Genomic DNA, 15,413 nt, shown 5'->3' with positions numbered 1-15,413 from the left:
GACCGTACCATGACGCTCAAAGCTACTCCCCTCAATAACGCACACCGCGCTGCCGGCGCCCGCATGGTCGATTTCGGCGGCTGGGATATGCCAGTCAACTACGGTTCCCAAATCGAAGAGCACAATGCCGTGCGTACCGACGTCGGCATGTTCGACGTGGCCCATATGTGCGTGGTCGACATCAAGGGCGACAACGTGCGCACCTTCCTGCGCGGCCTGCTGGCCAACAACGTCGACAAGCTGCAGGTATCGGGCAAGGCGCTCTACTCCTGCATGCTGAACCCGCAAGGCTTCGTGATCGATGACCTGATCGTCTACTTCATCAACGAGAGCTGGTTCCGCCTGGTGGTCAACGCCGGCACCGCCGAAAAAGACGTGGCCTGGATGCAGGCGCATAACCAGGCCACCAGCAGCGGCCTGACCATCACCCAGCGCCGCGACGGCGACAATGCCATGGCGCTGATCGCCGTGCAAGGCCCGAACGCCCGCGCCAAGGTATGGCAAGTGATCCCTGAATCGAAAGAAGGCACGGCGGACATGAAGCCGTTCAACGTGGCCTTCGCACAGAGCGCCACCTTCGGCGAAGCGATGATCGCCCGCACCGGCTATACCGGTGAAGATGGTTTCGAAATCGGCGTCGCCGCTGAACAGGCCGAGAACCTGTGGAACGCGCTGGTCGCCGCCGGCGTCAAACCGGCAGGCCTGGGCGCGCGCGACACGCTGCGCCTGGAAGCCGGCATGAACCTGTACGGCCAGGACATGGACGAAACCGTGAACCCGCTGGACGCCGGCCTGGCATGGACCATCGACCTGGTCTCCGAGCGCGACTTCATCGGCAAGGCAGCCCTGCAAGCCATGGGCCAGAACGCCCAGTTCGTGGGCCTGATCTTGCGCGAAAAAGGTGGCGTGCTGCGCGCCCACCAGAAAGTGGTGGTGGCTGGCACCGACGCCACCGGCGAAATCACCAGCGGCACCTTCAGTCCGACCATGCAGCAGGCGATTGCGCTGGCGCGCGTGCCGAATGGCGTCAACGTCGGCGACACCGTCCACGTCGAAATCCGCGATAAGAAACTGGCCGCGTCTGTGGTTAAATTGCCGTTCGTACGCAACGGCAAAATCCTGGCCGTATAAATCAACATATTTCACCTCTCGATCCTTGGAGCCTTACATGAACATTCCTGCAGACCTGAAGTACACCGAATCCCACGAGTGGGTACGCGCTGAAGCCGACGGCACTGTCACCGTTGGCATCACCGAGTACGCGCAGGACGCACTGGGCGATATCGTCTTCGTCGAGCTGCCAAAAGTCGGCACCACCTACGGCGCCGGCGACGACGCCGCTGTCGTGGAATCGGTCAAAGCCGCCAGCGACATCTACGCGCCAATCGCGGGCGAAGTCGTGGCCGTGAACGACGCCGTGGTCGATGCTCCGGAATCGATCAACGAAGACGCTTACGCCAACTGGCTGTTCAAGATCAAGCCAGCCGACGCTGCCGCGATCAACGGCCTGCTGGACGCAGCTGCCTACGGCAACAACATCGGCGGTTAATCCACGCCATCAGGCCAGCCTTGCGCTGGCCTTTTTGTTTTCCCCTCTCTCGCTAGCCCTGACAAATCATGACCCGCACCAGCCTGACCCAACTCGAAGCGCGCGACGCCTTCATCGCCCGTCACATCGGCCCTGACGCCGCCGAACAGCAGGAAATGCTGTCGGTACTCGGCTACGCCACGCGCGCAGCCCTGATCGACGCCATCGTGCCTGCCAATATCCGCAACAAGGCCGACCTGCCGCTGGGCGCTTACGCGCAGCCGATGCCGGAAAACGAAGCGCTGAACAAGCTGAAAAAGATCGCATCGAAAAACAAGGTGCTCAAGTCGCTGATCGGCCAGGGCTACTACAACACGCTGACGCCTAACGTCGTCCTGCGTAACATCTTTGAAAACCCGGCCTGGTACACCGCGTACACCCCGTACCAGCCAGAGATCTCGCAAGGCCGCCTGGAAGCTATCCTGAACTTCCAGCAGACCATCACCGACCTGACCGGCATGGGCATCGCCAACGCATCGATGCTGGACGAAGGCACTGCCGCTGCGGAAGCCATGACGCTGATCCAGCGCGTGAGCAAGTCGAAATCGAACGTGTTCTACGTTGCCGACGACGTGCTGCCACAGACCCTGGAAGTGGTGCAGACCCGCGCCAAGCCGCTGGAAATCGACGTCAAGGTATTCCATCCGGCCGAACTGGCTGCGGTGGGCGACTGCTTCGGCGTGCTGCTGCAATATCCAGGTGTGAACGGCAATGTGCGCGACTACAAGGCCGACGTGGAAGCCATCAAGGCCAAGGGCGCGATGGTGGTTGCCGCCGCCGACCTGCTGGCGCTGACCATGCTGACGCCACCGGGCGAATGGGGTGCGGACGTGGTGGTCGGTAACTCGCAACGCTTCGGCGTACCGCTGGGCTTTGGCGGCCCGCACGCCGGCTACATGGCGACCCGCGACGAATTCAAACGCTCGATGCCAGGCCGCCTGGTAGGCGTGACTATCGACGCGCAAGGCAACAAGGCTTACCGCCTGGCGCTGCAAACCCGCGAGCAGCACATCCGCCGCGAAAAAGCCACCTCTAACATCTGCACCGCACAGGTACTACTGGCAGTGATGGCGTCGATGTACGCCGTCTACCACGGCCCGAAAGGCCTGCAGCAGATCGCCAAGCGCGTGCACCGCCTGACCGGCGTGCTGGCGTCGAACCTGAAGACCCTGGGCTACACCATCACCAACGACAGCTGGTTCGATACCCTGACCGTGTCGGTGAAAAACGCCGAACAGCTGCACGCATCGGCCCACTCGCATGGCGTCAACCTGCGCGTGATCGACGCCACCCACGTCGGCGTATCGCTGGACGAAACCACCACCCGCGAAGACATCGCGCTGCTGTGGACCGTGTTCTCGCACCCGGTCGGCGGCCCTGCCCACGGCCCGGACTTCGACACCGTGGAAGCCGTCGTCGAGCGTTCGTTCCCGGATGCGCTGGCCCGTACTTCCGCGTACCTGAGCCACCCGGTATTCAACCGCTACCACTCGGAAACCGAGATGCTGCGCTACCTGCGCTCGCTGGCCGACAAGGACCTGGCGCTGGACCGCACCATGATCCCGCTGGGTTCGTGCACCATGAAGCTGAACGCCACCAGCGAAATGATTCCAGTCACCTGGCCGGAATTCTCGACCATCCACCCGTTCGCGCCGGAAGCGCAAACCGTGGGCTACCGCGAGATGATCTCCTCGCTGGAAGAGATGCTGTGCGCTGTCACCGGCTACGCCGCCATTTCGCTGCAGCCTAACGCCGGTTCGCAAGGCGAATACGCCGGCCTGCTGGTAATCCAGGCCTACCACCAGTCGCGTGGCGAAGGCCACCGCAACATCTGCCTGATTCCATCGTCGGCGCACGGCACCAATCCGGCATCGGCTTCGATGGTTGGCATGCAGGTGGTGGTTACCGCCTGCGACGCCAACGGCAACGTGGACCTGGCGGACCTGAAAGCCAAAGCGGAACAGCACTCGAAGAACCTGGCCTGCGTCATGGTCACCTACCCTTCGACCCACGGCGTGTTTGAAGAAGGCATCCGTGAACTGTGCGAGATCGTCCACAGCCACGGCGGCCAGGTCTACGTCGACGGCGCCAACATGAATGCACTGGTCGGCGTAGCTGCACCGGGCGCGTTCGGCGGCGACGTCTCGCACCTGAACCTGCACAAAACCTTCTGCATCCCGCACGGCGGCGGCGGTCCGGGCGTAGGTCCGATCGGCGTTGGCGCGCACCTGGCCAAGTTCCTGCCGAACCAGCGTTCGACCGGCTACATCCGCGACGACGCCGGCATCGGTTCGGTATCGGCCGCACCATACGGTTCGGCGTCGATCCTGCCTATCTCGTGGATGTACATTGCCATGATGGGCGCGGAAGGCCTGACCGCAGCAACCGAAACCGCAATCCTGAACGCCAACTACATTGCGCGCCGCCTGTCGCCGCATTTCCCTGTGCTGTACGCGGGCCACGATGGCCTGGTGGCGCACGAGTGCATCATCGACCTGCGTCCGCTGCAGGATGTCACCGGCATCTCGAACGAAGACGTGGCCAAGCGCCTGATGGACTTCGGCTTCCACGCACCGACCATGTCGTTCCCGGTACCGGGCACGCTGATGATCGAGCCGACCGAGTCGGAATCGAAGGTCGAGATGGACCGCTTCATCGACGCCATGATCGCGATTCGCGGCGAGATCGCCAAAGTGGAAAGCGGCGAATTCGACAAGCTGGACAACCCGCTCAAGTTCGCACCGCACACTGCGGAAGTGCTGACTGCCGATGTCTGGGACCGCAAGTACTCGCGTGAAGTGGCGGCCTACCCGGTGCCATCGCTGCGCAAGCAGAAGTACTGGCCGCCAGTCGGCCGTGCCGACAACGTCTACGGCGACCGTAACCTGTTCTGCGGCTGCGCACCGATGAGCGACTACGAATAAGCTAGCCTCTCCTAGCCCCAAAGCCCGGCCATGCGCCGGGCTTTTTTTATTTTATTTTATTTTTATCAAAAAGTGTTTGACTCGCTTACACCTGTCAGATATTCTTTACATATGAAATCAAAACATCTCACTGGTGATCGATTGCTGGCGACGCTGGCGGCGCTGTCGAACCCACACCGCTTGCGGGTGGTGGCGGCGCTGTCCACGGGTGGCCGCAACTACGTCAGCCAACTGGCCCGTGAGCTGAATCTGAGCCGTCCCTTGCTGCACCTGCATTTGCAGAAGCTGGAGGAGGCTGGCCTGGTCACGAGTCAGATGGAGCTGTCGGACGACGGCAAGGCGCTGAATTACTTTGAAGTGGCCGATTTCGGCATCGAGCTGACCCCGGAGATGATCGCGGCGGCAGCGAAAACCCTGTCTAACAACTCTGAGAACTGAAGGTCATCATGTCTGAACATATCTACCTTTTGACGATCGGCCTGCCGCTGGCGACCGTGCTGCTGATCTTCGGCATGCGCTATCTGGCCGCCATGAAGCAGGCGCGCATCCGCTACGACAACGAGGAATCCTACCGCGAACTGGCGGAGAAAGCCGTCGCCACGCAAGCAGAAACCGCAGCCGCACTGGCTGACCTCAAGGCCCGTGTGGCCAGCATCGAGAAAGTCCTGAAAGAAGTCGAATAATATCAACATCAACCAGAGGAGCCTGACCATGCCACACGTATCGCTGTTTCGCCTGTATTCGCTGAGAGCTGTCTATCTGATTATCGCGCTGGGTCTGGCGCTGGTGGTATGGCCAAGCGTGCTGCATCACGCCGAACCGTGGGGCCTGTCGCAAGGCGTGGTCAAATGCATGCTGGCGGCCTTTAGCCTGCTGTGCGTCATCGGCATCCGCTACCCGCTGCAAATGCTGCCGGTGCTGATGTGGGAACTGACCTGGAAAACCATCTGGCTGCTGATCGTCGCCCTGCCCGCGTGGCAAAGCGGCACCATGGATGAAGCCACCATGGGCAACTTGATCGAATGCTCGGTCGCCATCATCATCCCGCTTGCCATGCCATGGGGTTACTTCTACGCCCACTACATCCAGAAAACCGGCGACCGCTGGCGCGCTGCCACCGCTTAGGTACGCACGGAGGCCAGCCGCAGGCGCACCACGCGGGGACTGCCGGCGGGACGGCTGGTGTCGGGCGGCTCGGCGCCTTCGTCCAGTTTGAAGATGGCGACGGCTTCGGACAGATAAGCGGCCTGCCGTTGCAGGCTGCTCGCGGCGGCGGCGGCTTGCTGGACCAGCGCCAGGTTCTGCTGGGTGATCTGATCCATGCTGACGATGGCCTGCTGCATGCCCAGCACACCTTGCGTCTGCTCGCCGCTGCTGGCGCCGATCTGGCCGATGATCTCGCCCACCTGCCGCACGGTGGCCACGATTTCCGCCACGTTGTCGCCCGCCTCTTCCACCGAGCGCGTGCCGCTATCGATGGCCACCGCCGACTCGCTCATCAGCGCCTTGATCTCCTGCGCTGCCGACGCCGAGCGTTGTGCCAGCGAGCGCACTTCGCCCGCGACCACGGCAAGCCCATGGCCATGTTCCCCCGCGCGCGCCGCTTCCACCGCCGCGCTCAGGGCCAGCATATGCGTCTGCACCGCCAGGCCATCGATCACGCCGACGACTTCCACCACCCGACGCGAACTGCCGCGTATCGATGCCATGGTCACCACCAGCCGCTGCACCACGCTGCCGCCACGCGCAGCGAAACTGTTGGCGCAGTGCGCCAGCTGGCCCGCCAGTTCGGCATGCGATGCGGTCTGCGCCAGTTGTCCGCTCATCAGCTGCATCGCTGCATCCGCGTCCTCCAGCGAGCCGGCTTGCCTGCGGGTGCGGCGCGTCAGCACCGAGTTGCCCTGGGCGATCTCGCGCGAGGCATGGTCGATCGACTGCGCCGACGCCAGGATGGTCTTCAGCGTGGTGTTCAGGTTGCGGATGCTGGTGTCGAGCGCGCGCGAGGTTTCGGCGATTTCATCACGGCCGTACACGCGCTGGCGGACGGTCAGGTTGCCCTCGGCCAGATCGACCGCCGTCGCACCGATCTCGCGTACTTCCTTGAGCATGGCGTTACGCACCGCCATCGTCACCAGCAGCGACAGGGCAATCGACAGCGCCACCACAATCGGCATCCAGGTCGACAGGATGCGGAAATCCATCTCCGCATCCGCGTAAGCGCGTTCGCTCAGGGACTGCTCCAGCCGCGACAGCTCTTCCAGCCGCTGCGCCACCACGTCAAACGCCCGCTCGGCCTTGGACATGGCGTTGGCAGCCATCGACTGATCGACCATCGCCAGCTCGATCACATCCTCCATTGCCTTCACATACAGCGTGTGCGCTGCTTGCGATTGCGCCACGAAGCGGCGCTCGGCGGGATCGGACTGGGTGGCCATCTCCAGCTGCGCGAACTGGCGGTCCAACCCCGCATGGCGCAGATGGAGGTCGCGCACCAGCGCATCCACACGCGGCGTCGAAAAGCTGGCGTTGATCCACGTAAGCAGCTGGTAGATTTCGGTATGCGCCTTGTGCGCGCCCGCCACCAGGTCGGCCGCCGCTTTCAGACGCACGGCGCGCTGCTGCACCATATTGTCCAGCGACTGGTTCTGGCGCAGCAGGCCCAGATAGGCGCCGGTTGACAGCACGATCAACAGGATCAGCACCACGCCTGGCGCCAGCAGCAGCTTGGGACCGATTTTCAGTTTGCTCAGCATAGTCTGCACGGCCGCTCAATGCTTGTAGATCCCGGCTTCCAGCGCAATGTCATCCACCCGCAGCACATAGGTGCGCTTGGCCTCGACCTTGCCCGACTCCGGATTGCGGAACTTGTAATCGACCCAGCCATGGCCCGGGCCGCGGGCCAGCGCCAGCATCTCCTGGCGGAACAACTTGCCGTCCGCATCGGGCACTTCCAGCAGGTTCTTGCCGATCAGCGCCGTGGTCGGATGGGCCACCGTGATGCCGTTCAGATCGCGCATCGCCAGATACAGCGCGCCCTGGTTGAACTCCGGGTCGCGGCTGTTAATCCGCGCGATCATCTGCGCCTTGCCATGGGCGCGCACGAATTGCGCGCCTTTCTCGGCCAGCGCCATCGCATCCTTCTCGCCGGGCGCCGCTTGCGCTGCACAGCACACCATCACACTGACGATCCAAGCACGCATGATTCCCCCTGGCTGCAAAGATGTTGTAATCTACGCTGGCCGCTAAGGCGCAATCTTGCGCTTGGTCAACTGACACAAAGTAACAACAGGAGCAATATGCAAGCATCGACCAAGGCAGCCTTGATATCCGCGCTGATCTTTCCCGGCCTGGGCCATCTGGCCTTGCAGCCACGGCGCGGCAAGCGCGGCCTGCTGTTCCTGGCGCCGGCCGCTGTGGCCGTGTTTTACCTGATCGGCAGCGTGCTGCGCCTGACCGACCAGTTGCTGGCCGAGCTCAACAACGGTAAGCTGCCTTTCGATCCCATCGCCATCACCGAACGCATACACGCTTCCGGGATCGACAACCCGCTCACCAATCTGGCGTCGCTGGTCTGCCTGCTTTGCTGGGCAGGCGCGATTGCCGACGCTTTATGGCTGGGCCGCCGCACGCAGAACTAACCACCAGAAGGGATGCGCCATGAAACTGCTCAAGCTTGTCCTGCTGCTTCTCGTCGCCGGTAGCGCACTGGCGCAAACGGGCGGCATCCGCCGTACCGTGATCCAGAAAGCCGATGTCTCCATCCCAGGCCGCGAGGCGGTCGTCGCAAGGGTGGAACTGGATGTGGGCGTTGCGGCGGGACGCCACTCGCATCCCGGCGATGAAATCAGCTACGTGCTGGAAGGCGAAGGCGAGCTGCTCATCGAAGGCGAAGACCCGCGCCGCCTGAAGGCCGGCGATTCCTTCATCATCCCGGCGGGCACCATCCACGACGCCGTCAATACCGGCAAGGGCCCGATGAAGCTGGTGGGCGTGTATGTGGTGGACAAAGGCAAGCCGCTGGCCACCGCAGCCAAGTAATGCTGTCATCACCGTTTCATCTGGGGACGCTACAGTAGCGGCCATACAAGAACAACTGCCGATCCGATGACCTTGCTGAACATCCTGCTCCGGCCGCGCACAGCGGCTGGTGTGGCTGGCGCATGCGCGCTGGCTGTTATCTCCCAGCCCACCCACGCCGGCCGCCCGATGACAGTGGACGACGCCGCCATCGTCGCGCCCGGCCAGTGCCAGCTGGAGACTTACGCGCTGCGCGCAGATCAGCTTGAACAGTATTGGGCCACGCCGGCCTGCAATGTCGGCGGCAGCTGGGAACTCGCCGCCGGCGGCGCCTGGTCGGAAGAGGACAAGCGCACCACCCACTATGGCCGCTTACAGGCCAAGACCGTGTTCAAGCCGTTGGAGGCGGGCGGCTGGGGGCTGGGCCTGGTGCTGGCCCATCAGTTCCGCGCCGGCCGTGGGCTTGACGGCGATCTCTCGGCGAACGTGCCGCTCAGCTTTTCGCTGCTGGACGATGGTGTGCTGCTGCACCTGAACGCCGGCGTGCAACGTGGACACGCAACGCACAAGGTCAATGCCACCTGGGGCGCCGGCGCCGCGTTCAAGCTCGATGAGCGCAACACGCTGAGCGCCGAGGTTTTCGGCCAACAGCGCAACGGCGCCCGCTACCAGTTCGGCATCGCGCATGCGCTGATACCGGACCATCTGCAAATCGACGCCACCTGGGGCAGCCGCATCACGCGTGGCGCCAGCGAACCGGTCGTCACGCTGGGCCTGGTCCTGCAAACCAATTAAGCCACGAGACGGCCCACCGGCAACACTGGCGGCAACTGCATCACATGCTGCCAGCGCAGACGCAGGCCCACCAGCGCCGCCACGCCCACCGCACTCCCCACCCAGAACAACGGCAATCCCGGATGATCTTGCGCGAACAAGGCCAGGGCGACATACAGGAAAATCATCATCGTCGTGCCGATAATTGCCAGCCAGTCGGTGGACTGGCGCCGCGCGGTAGCGTAATTGCGCAGCACCAGACCGGTCAGCGGCAGCATCATCATGGCCAGCAGATAGGTGGTGCCGCGCACTTCCAGCCTGCCTTGCGCGGCGATATCGATGACCACAATCCCGAGCGAGCACAACAACCACAAGCGCAGCGTACGGAACAGCAGGATACGCATCAGGCTACGGTTGCACCCTGCCGGCGCCGGCGCGGCCGGCGTCAACAGATACAGACTCTGTTCAGTCCCGTAACGGCCGGCACGATTGATGATGCTGCTGATGTAGACCAGCGCGCTCTGCATCAGCACACCTTGCATGGTCATGCAAATCACCAGCATGAAGACCGGATCTTTCGACGCCGCCCAGTGGTGGGCAAACATCGCCATCACCACGGCACTAAGGATGACATAGGCGATGGTCACGCCATCATGCGCCGATGTTCCCAGCGTATGCGCCATCTGGCGTCCCTGATCAGCTCCCTTGCGGCTATCAGCGCGCAGCGCGGCGTTATAGGGGCCACGCAGCCAGGCCAGCCAGCGGATACCGGCGCCGGGTTCGCTGTTCAGGAGTTCGCCACGGTTCATTGCCCGCTGCCGGGCCTGACAGCTCAGCCAGCGCCAGTGCTTGTCACCGCCTTGCGGAAAAGCCGCCTGCAGCCCGAGCCAGCCCAGCCATGTCAGCACGATGACGCCCAGGAACGTCAACAGCGGCTCCCCCATCAGACCGGTGATGACATCGAGTATCGTGGCGTTACGGTTATTGATCGAAAAGAAAATAATCATGATGAACGACGGCAGCGTATTCAGCCAGGCGTAGCGGCTTGTAAACAGGCTGTAGACGCCCAGAGCGGCGCCAGTCAGCAGCACATAACCCGGATGCCCCAGCAACAGCCAGCCCAGCGCACCAGTGGCCAGGGTACAGGCGATGTACAGCAGCGCCGTCAAACGCATCAGATTGGCACGCAGGCCCGGCACCAGCACCGCGTTCGCCGGCCGATTCTGCTGTATCGCGCTTTTAAGGAAAGAGCCGCACCACAGATAACCCAGACCGCAGATCAGCACCAGAAACAGCACATTGCCGAACACAGGCGCCTCGAGGTAATGGCTCGCGCCGAGTACGCCAGCGGCGCACAGCACCAGGCCCCAGCTCAGACGCTTCATCATGCGTCCCTGGCAATGGTCCAGCAGCATTTGCGACAGCAACTGGGTTTCCACGGCGTTCATTTGGTCACCTCGACAAACAGGTCTTCCAGACTCAGATTTTTACCTTCCAGCAATTCATCCAGCGCACCTTGCAAGACAATCTTGCCACCTTGCAAAAATGCCACATCCAGGGCCACGCGTTCCAGGTCGGACAAAATGTGGGTGGAGAACACCACGGTGGTGTCGCGCTCAATCACATCGCTGACCAGCTCCTGCAAGAAGTCGCGGCGGCCCACCGGGTCGAGACTGGCGACGGGTTCGTCCAGGACCAGCAATTTTGGATCATGCGCCAGCGCCCGGATGATGGACAGGCGCTGTTTCTCGCCGCCCGAAAGCTTGCTGATTTGCTTATGCGCGGATTCACCGGCAAAACCCCAGCGCTGCATCAGTCCCTCCACCTTGGCGTGATTCCAGCGCGGGTACAGGGCCTTGAAATACGCCAGGAGTTGCATTGGCGTCAACCACTCAAACAGCTCGGATTTTTGCGGTACATAACCGATATTGGCGCGGGCCGCCTCGCTTAATCCACTGACCGGTTCACCCAATAATCTGCTGCTGCCGACATCCGCTTCACGCAAACCCAGCAGGCATTCCAATAAAGTCGATTTACCGGCGCCATTACGGCCGAGTAATCCAATCACCTTGCCGGATTCAATATTCCAATTAACGCCTTGTAATACTTGCTGGCTGCCGAAAGCTTTATGCAGATTTGTCACTTCAACGACGGATGGTTTCATTTACTCTCTCCCAGGATTTTCGCAAACAGCGCCATGACAGTTTCAGTATTCAATTCCAGTTGCCGTGCTTCCGCAGCAGCGCGTTCCAGCGTCGGTCTTAATAAGGCTTCCCGCTCCAGCTGTTGGTGAGCAGATGTTTTACCATTCGCCACCAGCATGCCGATACCGCGTGCGCGGCTTAATAATCCCTCTGTCTCCATCATGTTATATGCCTTGGAAACAGTCATTGGATTGACAGCCAATGCCAGCGCCACATCGCGCACTGACGGCAATACATCACCGGGCTTTAATACGGCGGCCGCGATCAATCGACGCACCTGCTCGATTAATTGCCGGTAGATAGGATCGGATGAACCGGTCACTATTGAAAACAAGGAAGCAACATGAGTAGCCATGATGGTTGTATCTGTGTATTAGTTGATTAATACAGTAGACTCATACAGCTGCGCTGTCAAGCGAAGATTTTGTAACAGACCAAAGATTGGCGGGAACGCGCCAATTCCTGGCTTGAATGCAGGGGCTGGCGTACGCCAACGCACTGTGGAGTGAGATGCTTGAGGTGCATCAATCCAGGTCGCGGTACACTTGCTGTATGCGTATCGCTACTTTCAATATCAACGGCATAGGCGCCCGCCTCCCTGCCCTTTTGCAATGGCTGACCGAGACTCAGCCGGATGTCGTCTGCCTTCAGGAATTAAAAGCGCCCCAGGAAAAATTTCCCGAGGCAGCGATTAACGATATAGGTTATCAGGCCATCTGGCATGGACAAAAGAGCTGGAATGGCGTCGCCATTCTGGCGCGGGGTCAACTGCCAATAGAAACCGGGCGCGGCCTTCCCGGCGATCCGGAAGACCTTCAAAGCCGGTATATTGAAGCGACGATTAACGGCATATTAATCGGCGGATTATATCTACCGAATGGCAATCCCGCGCCCGGGCCCAAATTTGATTACAAACTTAAATGGTTTGAACGGCTGATTATTCACGCTGACAAATTACTCCAAAGCGGAACGCCAACCATACTTTGTGGTGACTTCAACGTCATGCCGAGCGAACGCGACGTCTATAAACCCGAACGCTGGGTGGATGATGCATTATTCCGGCCAGAGACGCGTGAGGGTTTTCACCGGCTGCTGGCACAAGGCTGGTGCGACGCGCTGCGCACCATGCATCCGGACGAAAAGATTTACACCTTCTGGGATTATTTCCGCAATGCCTATGGCCGTGACGCAGGCCTGCGCATCGATCATTTATTGCTCAGTCCATCGCTAACGCCCGCCCTGAAAGCGGCCGAAGTCGACCGCGAAATACGAGGCCGGGAAAAACCCAGCGACCACGCGCCCGTCTGGGTAGAGCTTGATTTAAGGAGACTGGGCTGATGGAACAAAAATGGCCACAACAGCTGTGGCTGGTTCGCCACGGACAAAGCGCTGGCAATGTAGCGCGGGAGGTGGCCGAAGCCAGTCAACAGTTCCTGATCGACATAGCCGACCGCGATGTTGACGTGCCGCTATCCGACCTCGGCAAACGCCAGGCCGCCGCCATGAGCGACTGGTTCCACGGCCTGGGGCCAGACGACCAGCCCAGCGTCATCCTGTTTTCACCCTATGTGCGCGCCCGCACCACCGCCCAGGCTGTGCTGGACCGGCTGGATCGCAGTCAACTGACCGCCGTGGCCGCAGACGAGCGCCTGCGCGAGAAAGAATTCGGCATCCTCGACCGCCTGACACCGCTGGGTATCCGCGACAAATACCCGGAGCTGGCCGAGCAGCGCGCCCACGTCGGCAAATTCTACTTCCGGCCGCCAGGTGGCGAAAGCTGGTGCGACGTCATCTTGCGTCTACGCAGCGTAATAGACACCATCACCCGCGAATATCGCGGCGAACGCGTACTCATCGTCGCCCACCAAGTGATCGTGAACTGCTTTCGCTACCTGCTGGAACGGCTGGATGAAGACGCCATTCTTGCCATCGACCGCGCCGGCGACGTGCCCAACTGCGGCATCACCGAATACCGCTTCGATCCCGCTGCCGGCAAGCACGGCAAATTGATGCTGGTACAAGCCAACTTCGTCGCCCCACTGGAAGATGCCGGCACGCCCGTCACCCACCAGAAAGACCAGCCCGCCGCACCAAAATCATAAAAATCCGGGGTCAGGTCCGTCATTTCTACACAAGCTGAGCCGTAAAGCGTGACTACGCTCGAGCTCGTGTAGAAATGACGGACCTGACCCCGGAGTGTTTACAGCTTGGCGGAGTGTTCGCGGGTGGCGTGGAATTGCAGCTTCGGCCAGCGTTCTTGCGTCAGGCGCAAGTTGACGCTGGACGTGGCCAGGTAGGCCAGGTTGCCCGCTGCATCGTAGGCGACGTTGTGACCCAGCTGGTCTTCGAAGTCGGACAAGGCTTTCTTGTCGTCGCTCGATACCCAGCGCGCGCTGCTGATGCTGGTGCCTTCGAATACGGCATCAACCCCGTATTCGTTCAGCAGGCGGCTGGCGACCACTTCGAACTGCAGCACGCCGACCGCGCCCAGTACCAGCTCACCACCCTGCACCGGCTTGAAGACCTGTACCGCGCCCTCTTCGCCCAGCTGCTGCAGACCTTTGTGCAGCTGTTTGATTTTCAGCGGGTTGCGGATGCGTACCTGGCGGAAGAAGTCCGGCGCGAAGAATGGAATACCGGTGAAGGTCAGCATTTCGCCTTCGGAGAACGAGTCGCCGATCTGCATATTGCCGTGGTTAGGCAGGCCGATGATGTCGCCCGCGTATGCCTCTTCCACTTGCTCGCGCGTCGACGCCATGAAGGTCACCACCGAGGAAACCTTCACTTCACGGCCCAGACGCAGGTGCTTGACCTTCATGCCGCGCTCGAATCGGCCCGAGCACACGCGCAGGAAGGCGATACGGTCGCGGTGCGCCGGGTCCATATTGGCCTGGATCTTGAACACGAAACCGGTGAACGGCTCTTCCTTTGGATCGACGGCACGCACGGTCGCATCGCGTTCGCGCGGCGCAGGCGCCCAGTCCACCAGCGCCGACAGGATCTCGCGCACGCCGAAGTTGTTGATCGCGGAACCGAAGAACACCGGCGTCTGCACACCAGCCAGGAATTCTTGCAGGTCAAACGGATGCGAAGCACCTTTTACCAGTTCGACTTCCATGCGCAGCTGGTCCATCTCCAGCGGGAACATCTCCTGCAGGCGTGGATTGTCGATACCTTCGATGATTTCAAACGCGCCGTCGGCCCGCTCTTCACCGGCCTTGAACAGCATGATGGTGTCGTTGAGCAGGTGGTACACACCGCGGAAGTTTTTACCCATGCCGATTGGCCAGGTCACGGGCGCGCATTGGATCTTCAGCACCGACTCCAGCTCGTCCAGCAGTTCCAGCGGATCGCGGGTTTCGCGGTCCATCTTGTTCATGAAGGTGACGATCGGCGTGTTGCGCATGCGGCAGACGTCGAGCAGCTTGATGGTCTGCGCTTCCACACCTTTGGCGGCGTCGATCACCATGAGCGCCGAGTCGACGGCAGTCAGCACGCGGTAGGTGTCTTCCGAGAAGTCCTGGTGGCCCGGGGTGTCCAGCAGGTTGACCACGTGGTCGCGGAATTCGAACTGCATCACCGACGATGCCACCGAAATGCCGCGCTGCTTCTCGATCTCCATCCAGTCCGAGGTCGCATGACGGCCGGATTTACGGGCCTTGACGGTACCCGCCATCTGGATCGCGCCCGAGAACAGCAGCAGCTTTTCGGTCAGCGTGGTTTTACCCGCATCCGGGTGGGAGATGATGCCGAAGGTGCGGCGGCGTGCGACTTCGCGCGCGATCAGGGCCGGCGTCTTGGCGCTGGCGGAGGCTGATACGTCGTCGTTATTATCGGGGGTTACATTTTCGTTATCGTTGACCATTTGTTGGCGATCTAAGGCGGTTCTGCAAACCCTCGATTATA

Annotated in this window: 17 protein-coding genes; 11 read left to right on the top strand and 6 right to left on the bottom strand. The window is 61.4% G+C overall.

Annotated features, from left to right (window positions below):
• The first annotated feature begins 9 nt into the window (after window positions 1-9).
• The 6 genes from gcvT (at window position 10) to BUA36_RS11110 (ending at window position 5,637) form a co-directional block, all read left to right on the top strand.
• Window positions 10-1,131 carry a glycine cleavage system aminomethyltransferase GcvT gene (gene gcvT, locus BUA36_RS11135; RefSeq protein WP_072784659.1) on the top strand — a complete coding sequence of 374 codons (1,122 nt, stop codon included), beginning with the start codon at window positions 10-12 and terminating at the stop codon, window positions 1,129-1,131.
• 37 nt (window positions 1,132-1,168) lie between these two features.
• Entirely contained in the window at window positions 1,169-1,549 is a 381-nt protein-coding gene (gene gcvH, locus BUA36_RS11130) for a glycine cleavage system protein GcvH (RefSeq protein ID WP_072784407.1), read from the top strand.
• A 68-nt stretch (window positions 1,550-1,617) separates the two neighbouring features.
• On the top strand, window positions 1,618-4,512 hold the full coding sequence (gene gcvP, locus BUA36_RS11125; protein WP_072784406.1) for an aminomethyl-transferring glycine dehydrogenase: 2,895 nt from the start codon (window positions 1,618-1,620) through the stop codon (window positions 4,510-4,512).
• A gap of 111 nt (window positions 4,513-4,623) precedes the next feature.
• Window positions 4,624-4,950: an ArsR/SmtB family transcription factor gene (locus BUA36_RS11120; RefSeq protein WP_072784405.1), complete on the top strand. Its 327-nt coding sequence runs from the start codon at window positions 4,624-4,626 to the stop codon at window positions 4,948-4,950.
• 8 nt (window positions 4,951-4,958) lie between these two features.
• Entirely contained in the window at window positions 4,959-5,195 is a 237-nt protein-coding gene (locus tag BUA36_RS11115; protein ID WP_072784404.1) for a hypothetical protein, read from the top strand.
• A gap of 28 nt (window positions 5,196-5,223) precedes the next feature.
• Window positions 5,224-5,637, top strand: a complete 414-nt coding sequence (locus tag BUA36_RS11110; protein ID WP_072784403.1) for a hypothetical protein — start codon at window positions 5,224-5,226, stop codon at window positions 5,635-5,637.
• On the opposite strand, the gene BUA36_RS11105 is transcribed toward BUA36_RS11110, so the two are convergent.
• Both BUA36_RS11105 and BUA36_RS11100 read right to left on the bottom strand, forming a co-directional pair.
• Window positions 5,634-7,265, bottom strand: a complete 1,632-nt coding sequence (locus tag BUA36_RS11105; protein ID WP_072784402.1) for a methyl-accepting chemotaxis protein — start codon at window positions 7,263-7,265, stop codon at window positions 5,634-5,636. The genes BUA36_RS11110 and BUA36_RS11105 overlap by 4 nt on opposite strands.
• A 15-nt stretch (window positions 7,266-7,280) precedes the next feature.
• Window positions 7,281-7,712 (bottom strand): cache domain-containing protein, encoded by a 432-nt coding sequence (locus BUA36_RS11100; RefSeq protein ID WP_072784401.1) that lies wholly within the window; start codon window positions 7,710-7,712, stop codon window positions 7,281-7,283.
• A 96-nt stretch (window positions 7,713-7,808) separates the two neighbouring features.
• On the opposite strand from BUA36_RS11100, the gene BUA36_RS11095 reads away from it, so the two are divergent.
• From BUA36_RS11095 to BUA36_RS11085, 3 genes are all read left to right on the top strand, one after another.
• Complete coding sequence (locus BUA36_RS11095; protein WP_072784400.1) at window positions 7,809-8,150, top strand: hypothetical protein; 342 nt, start codon at window positions 7,809-7,811, stop codon at window positions 8,148-8,150.
• Window positions 8,151-8,169: 19 nt separating this feature from the next.
• Window positions 8,170-8,550 carry a cupin domain-containing protein gene (locus tag BUA36_RS11090; protein ID WP_072784399.1) on the top strand — a complete coding sequence of 127 codons (381 nt, stop codon included), beginning with the start codon at window positions 8,170-8,172 and terminating at the stop codon, window positions 8,548-8,550.
• A 66-nt stretch (window positions 8,551-8,616) separates the two neighbouring features.
• Entirely contained in the window at window positions 8,617-9,324 is a 708-nt protein-coding gene (locus BUA36_RS11085) for a PA4824 family protein (protein WP_072784397.1), read from the top strand.
• Here the strand turns inward: BUA36_RS11085 and BUA36_RS11080 are convergent.
• From BUA36_RS11080 to BUA36_RS11070, 3 genes are read right to left on the bottom strand one after another with little or no spacing between them, the layout of a single operon-like run.
• Window positions 9,321-10,751: a hypothetical protein gene (locus tag BUA36_RS11080; protein ID WP_072784396.1), complete on the bottom strand. Its 1,431-nt coding sequence runs from the start codon at window positions 10,749-10,751 to the stop codon at window positions 9,321-9,323. The genes BUA36_RS11085 and BUA36_RS11080 overlap by 4 nt on opposite strands.
• Window positions 10,748-11,467, bottom strand: coding sequence for an ABC transporter ATP-binding protein (locus BUA36_RS11075; RefSeq protein WP_072784395.1), 720 nt, complete (start codon window positions 11,465-11,467; stop codon window positions 10,748-10,750). The genes BUA36_RS11080 and BUA36_RS11075 overlap by 4 nt, the downstream gene beginning before the upstream one ends.
• Complete coding sequence (locus tag BUA36_RS11070) at window positions 11,464-11,862, bottom strand: GntR family transcriptional regulator (protein WP_072784394.1); 399 nt, start codon at window positions 11,860-11,862, stop codon at window positions 11,464-11,466. The genes BUA36_RS11075 and BUA36_RS11070 overlap by 4 nt, the downstream gene beginning before the upstream one ends.
• A gap of 197 nt (window positions 11,863-12,059) precedes the next feature.
• Between BUA36_RS11070 and xth the strand changes: the two genes are divergently transcribed.
• Together xth and BUA36_RS11060 are read left to right on the top strand one after the other, a co-directional pair.
• Window positions 12,060-12,845, top strand: a complete 786-nt coding sequence (xth, locus tag BUA36_RS11065; protein WP_072784657.1) for an exodeoxyribonuclease III — start codon at window positions 12,060-12,062, stop codon at window positions 12,843-12,845.
• Entirely contained in the window at window positions 12,845-13,609 is a 765-nt protein-coding gene (locus BUA36_RS11060) for a histidine phosphatase family protein (protein ID WP_072784393.1), read from the top strand. Before xth ends, BUA36_RS11060 begins: the two co-directional genes overlap by 1 nt.
• A gap of 98 nt (window positions 13,610-13,707) precedes the next feature.
• Here the strand turns inward: BUA36_RS11060 and BUA36_RS11055 are convergent, their stop codons facing one another.
• Window positions 13,708-15,372, bottom strand: a complete 1,665-nt coding sequence (locus BUA36_RS11055) for a peptide chain release factor 3 (RefSeq protein ID WP_072784392.1) — start codon at window positions 15,370-15,372, stop codon at window positions 13,708-13,710.
• Window positions 15,373-15,413 lie beyond the last annotated feature (41 nt).

It is taken from the genome of Duganella sacchari, from assembly GCF_900143065.1.
In the GTDB taxonomy this organism is placed as follows: domain Bacteria; phylum Pseudomonadota; class Gammaproteobacteria; order Burkholderiales; family Burkholderiaceae_D; genus Rugamonas; species Rugamonas sacchari.
The sequence above is the reverse complement of the archived record's forward strand: the minus strand, read 5'-3'. Positions and strand labels throughout refer to the sequence as shown.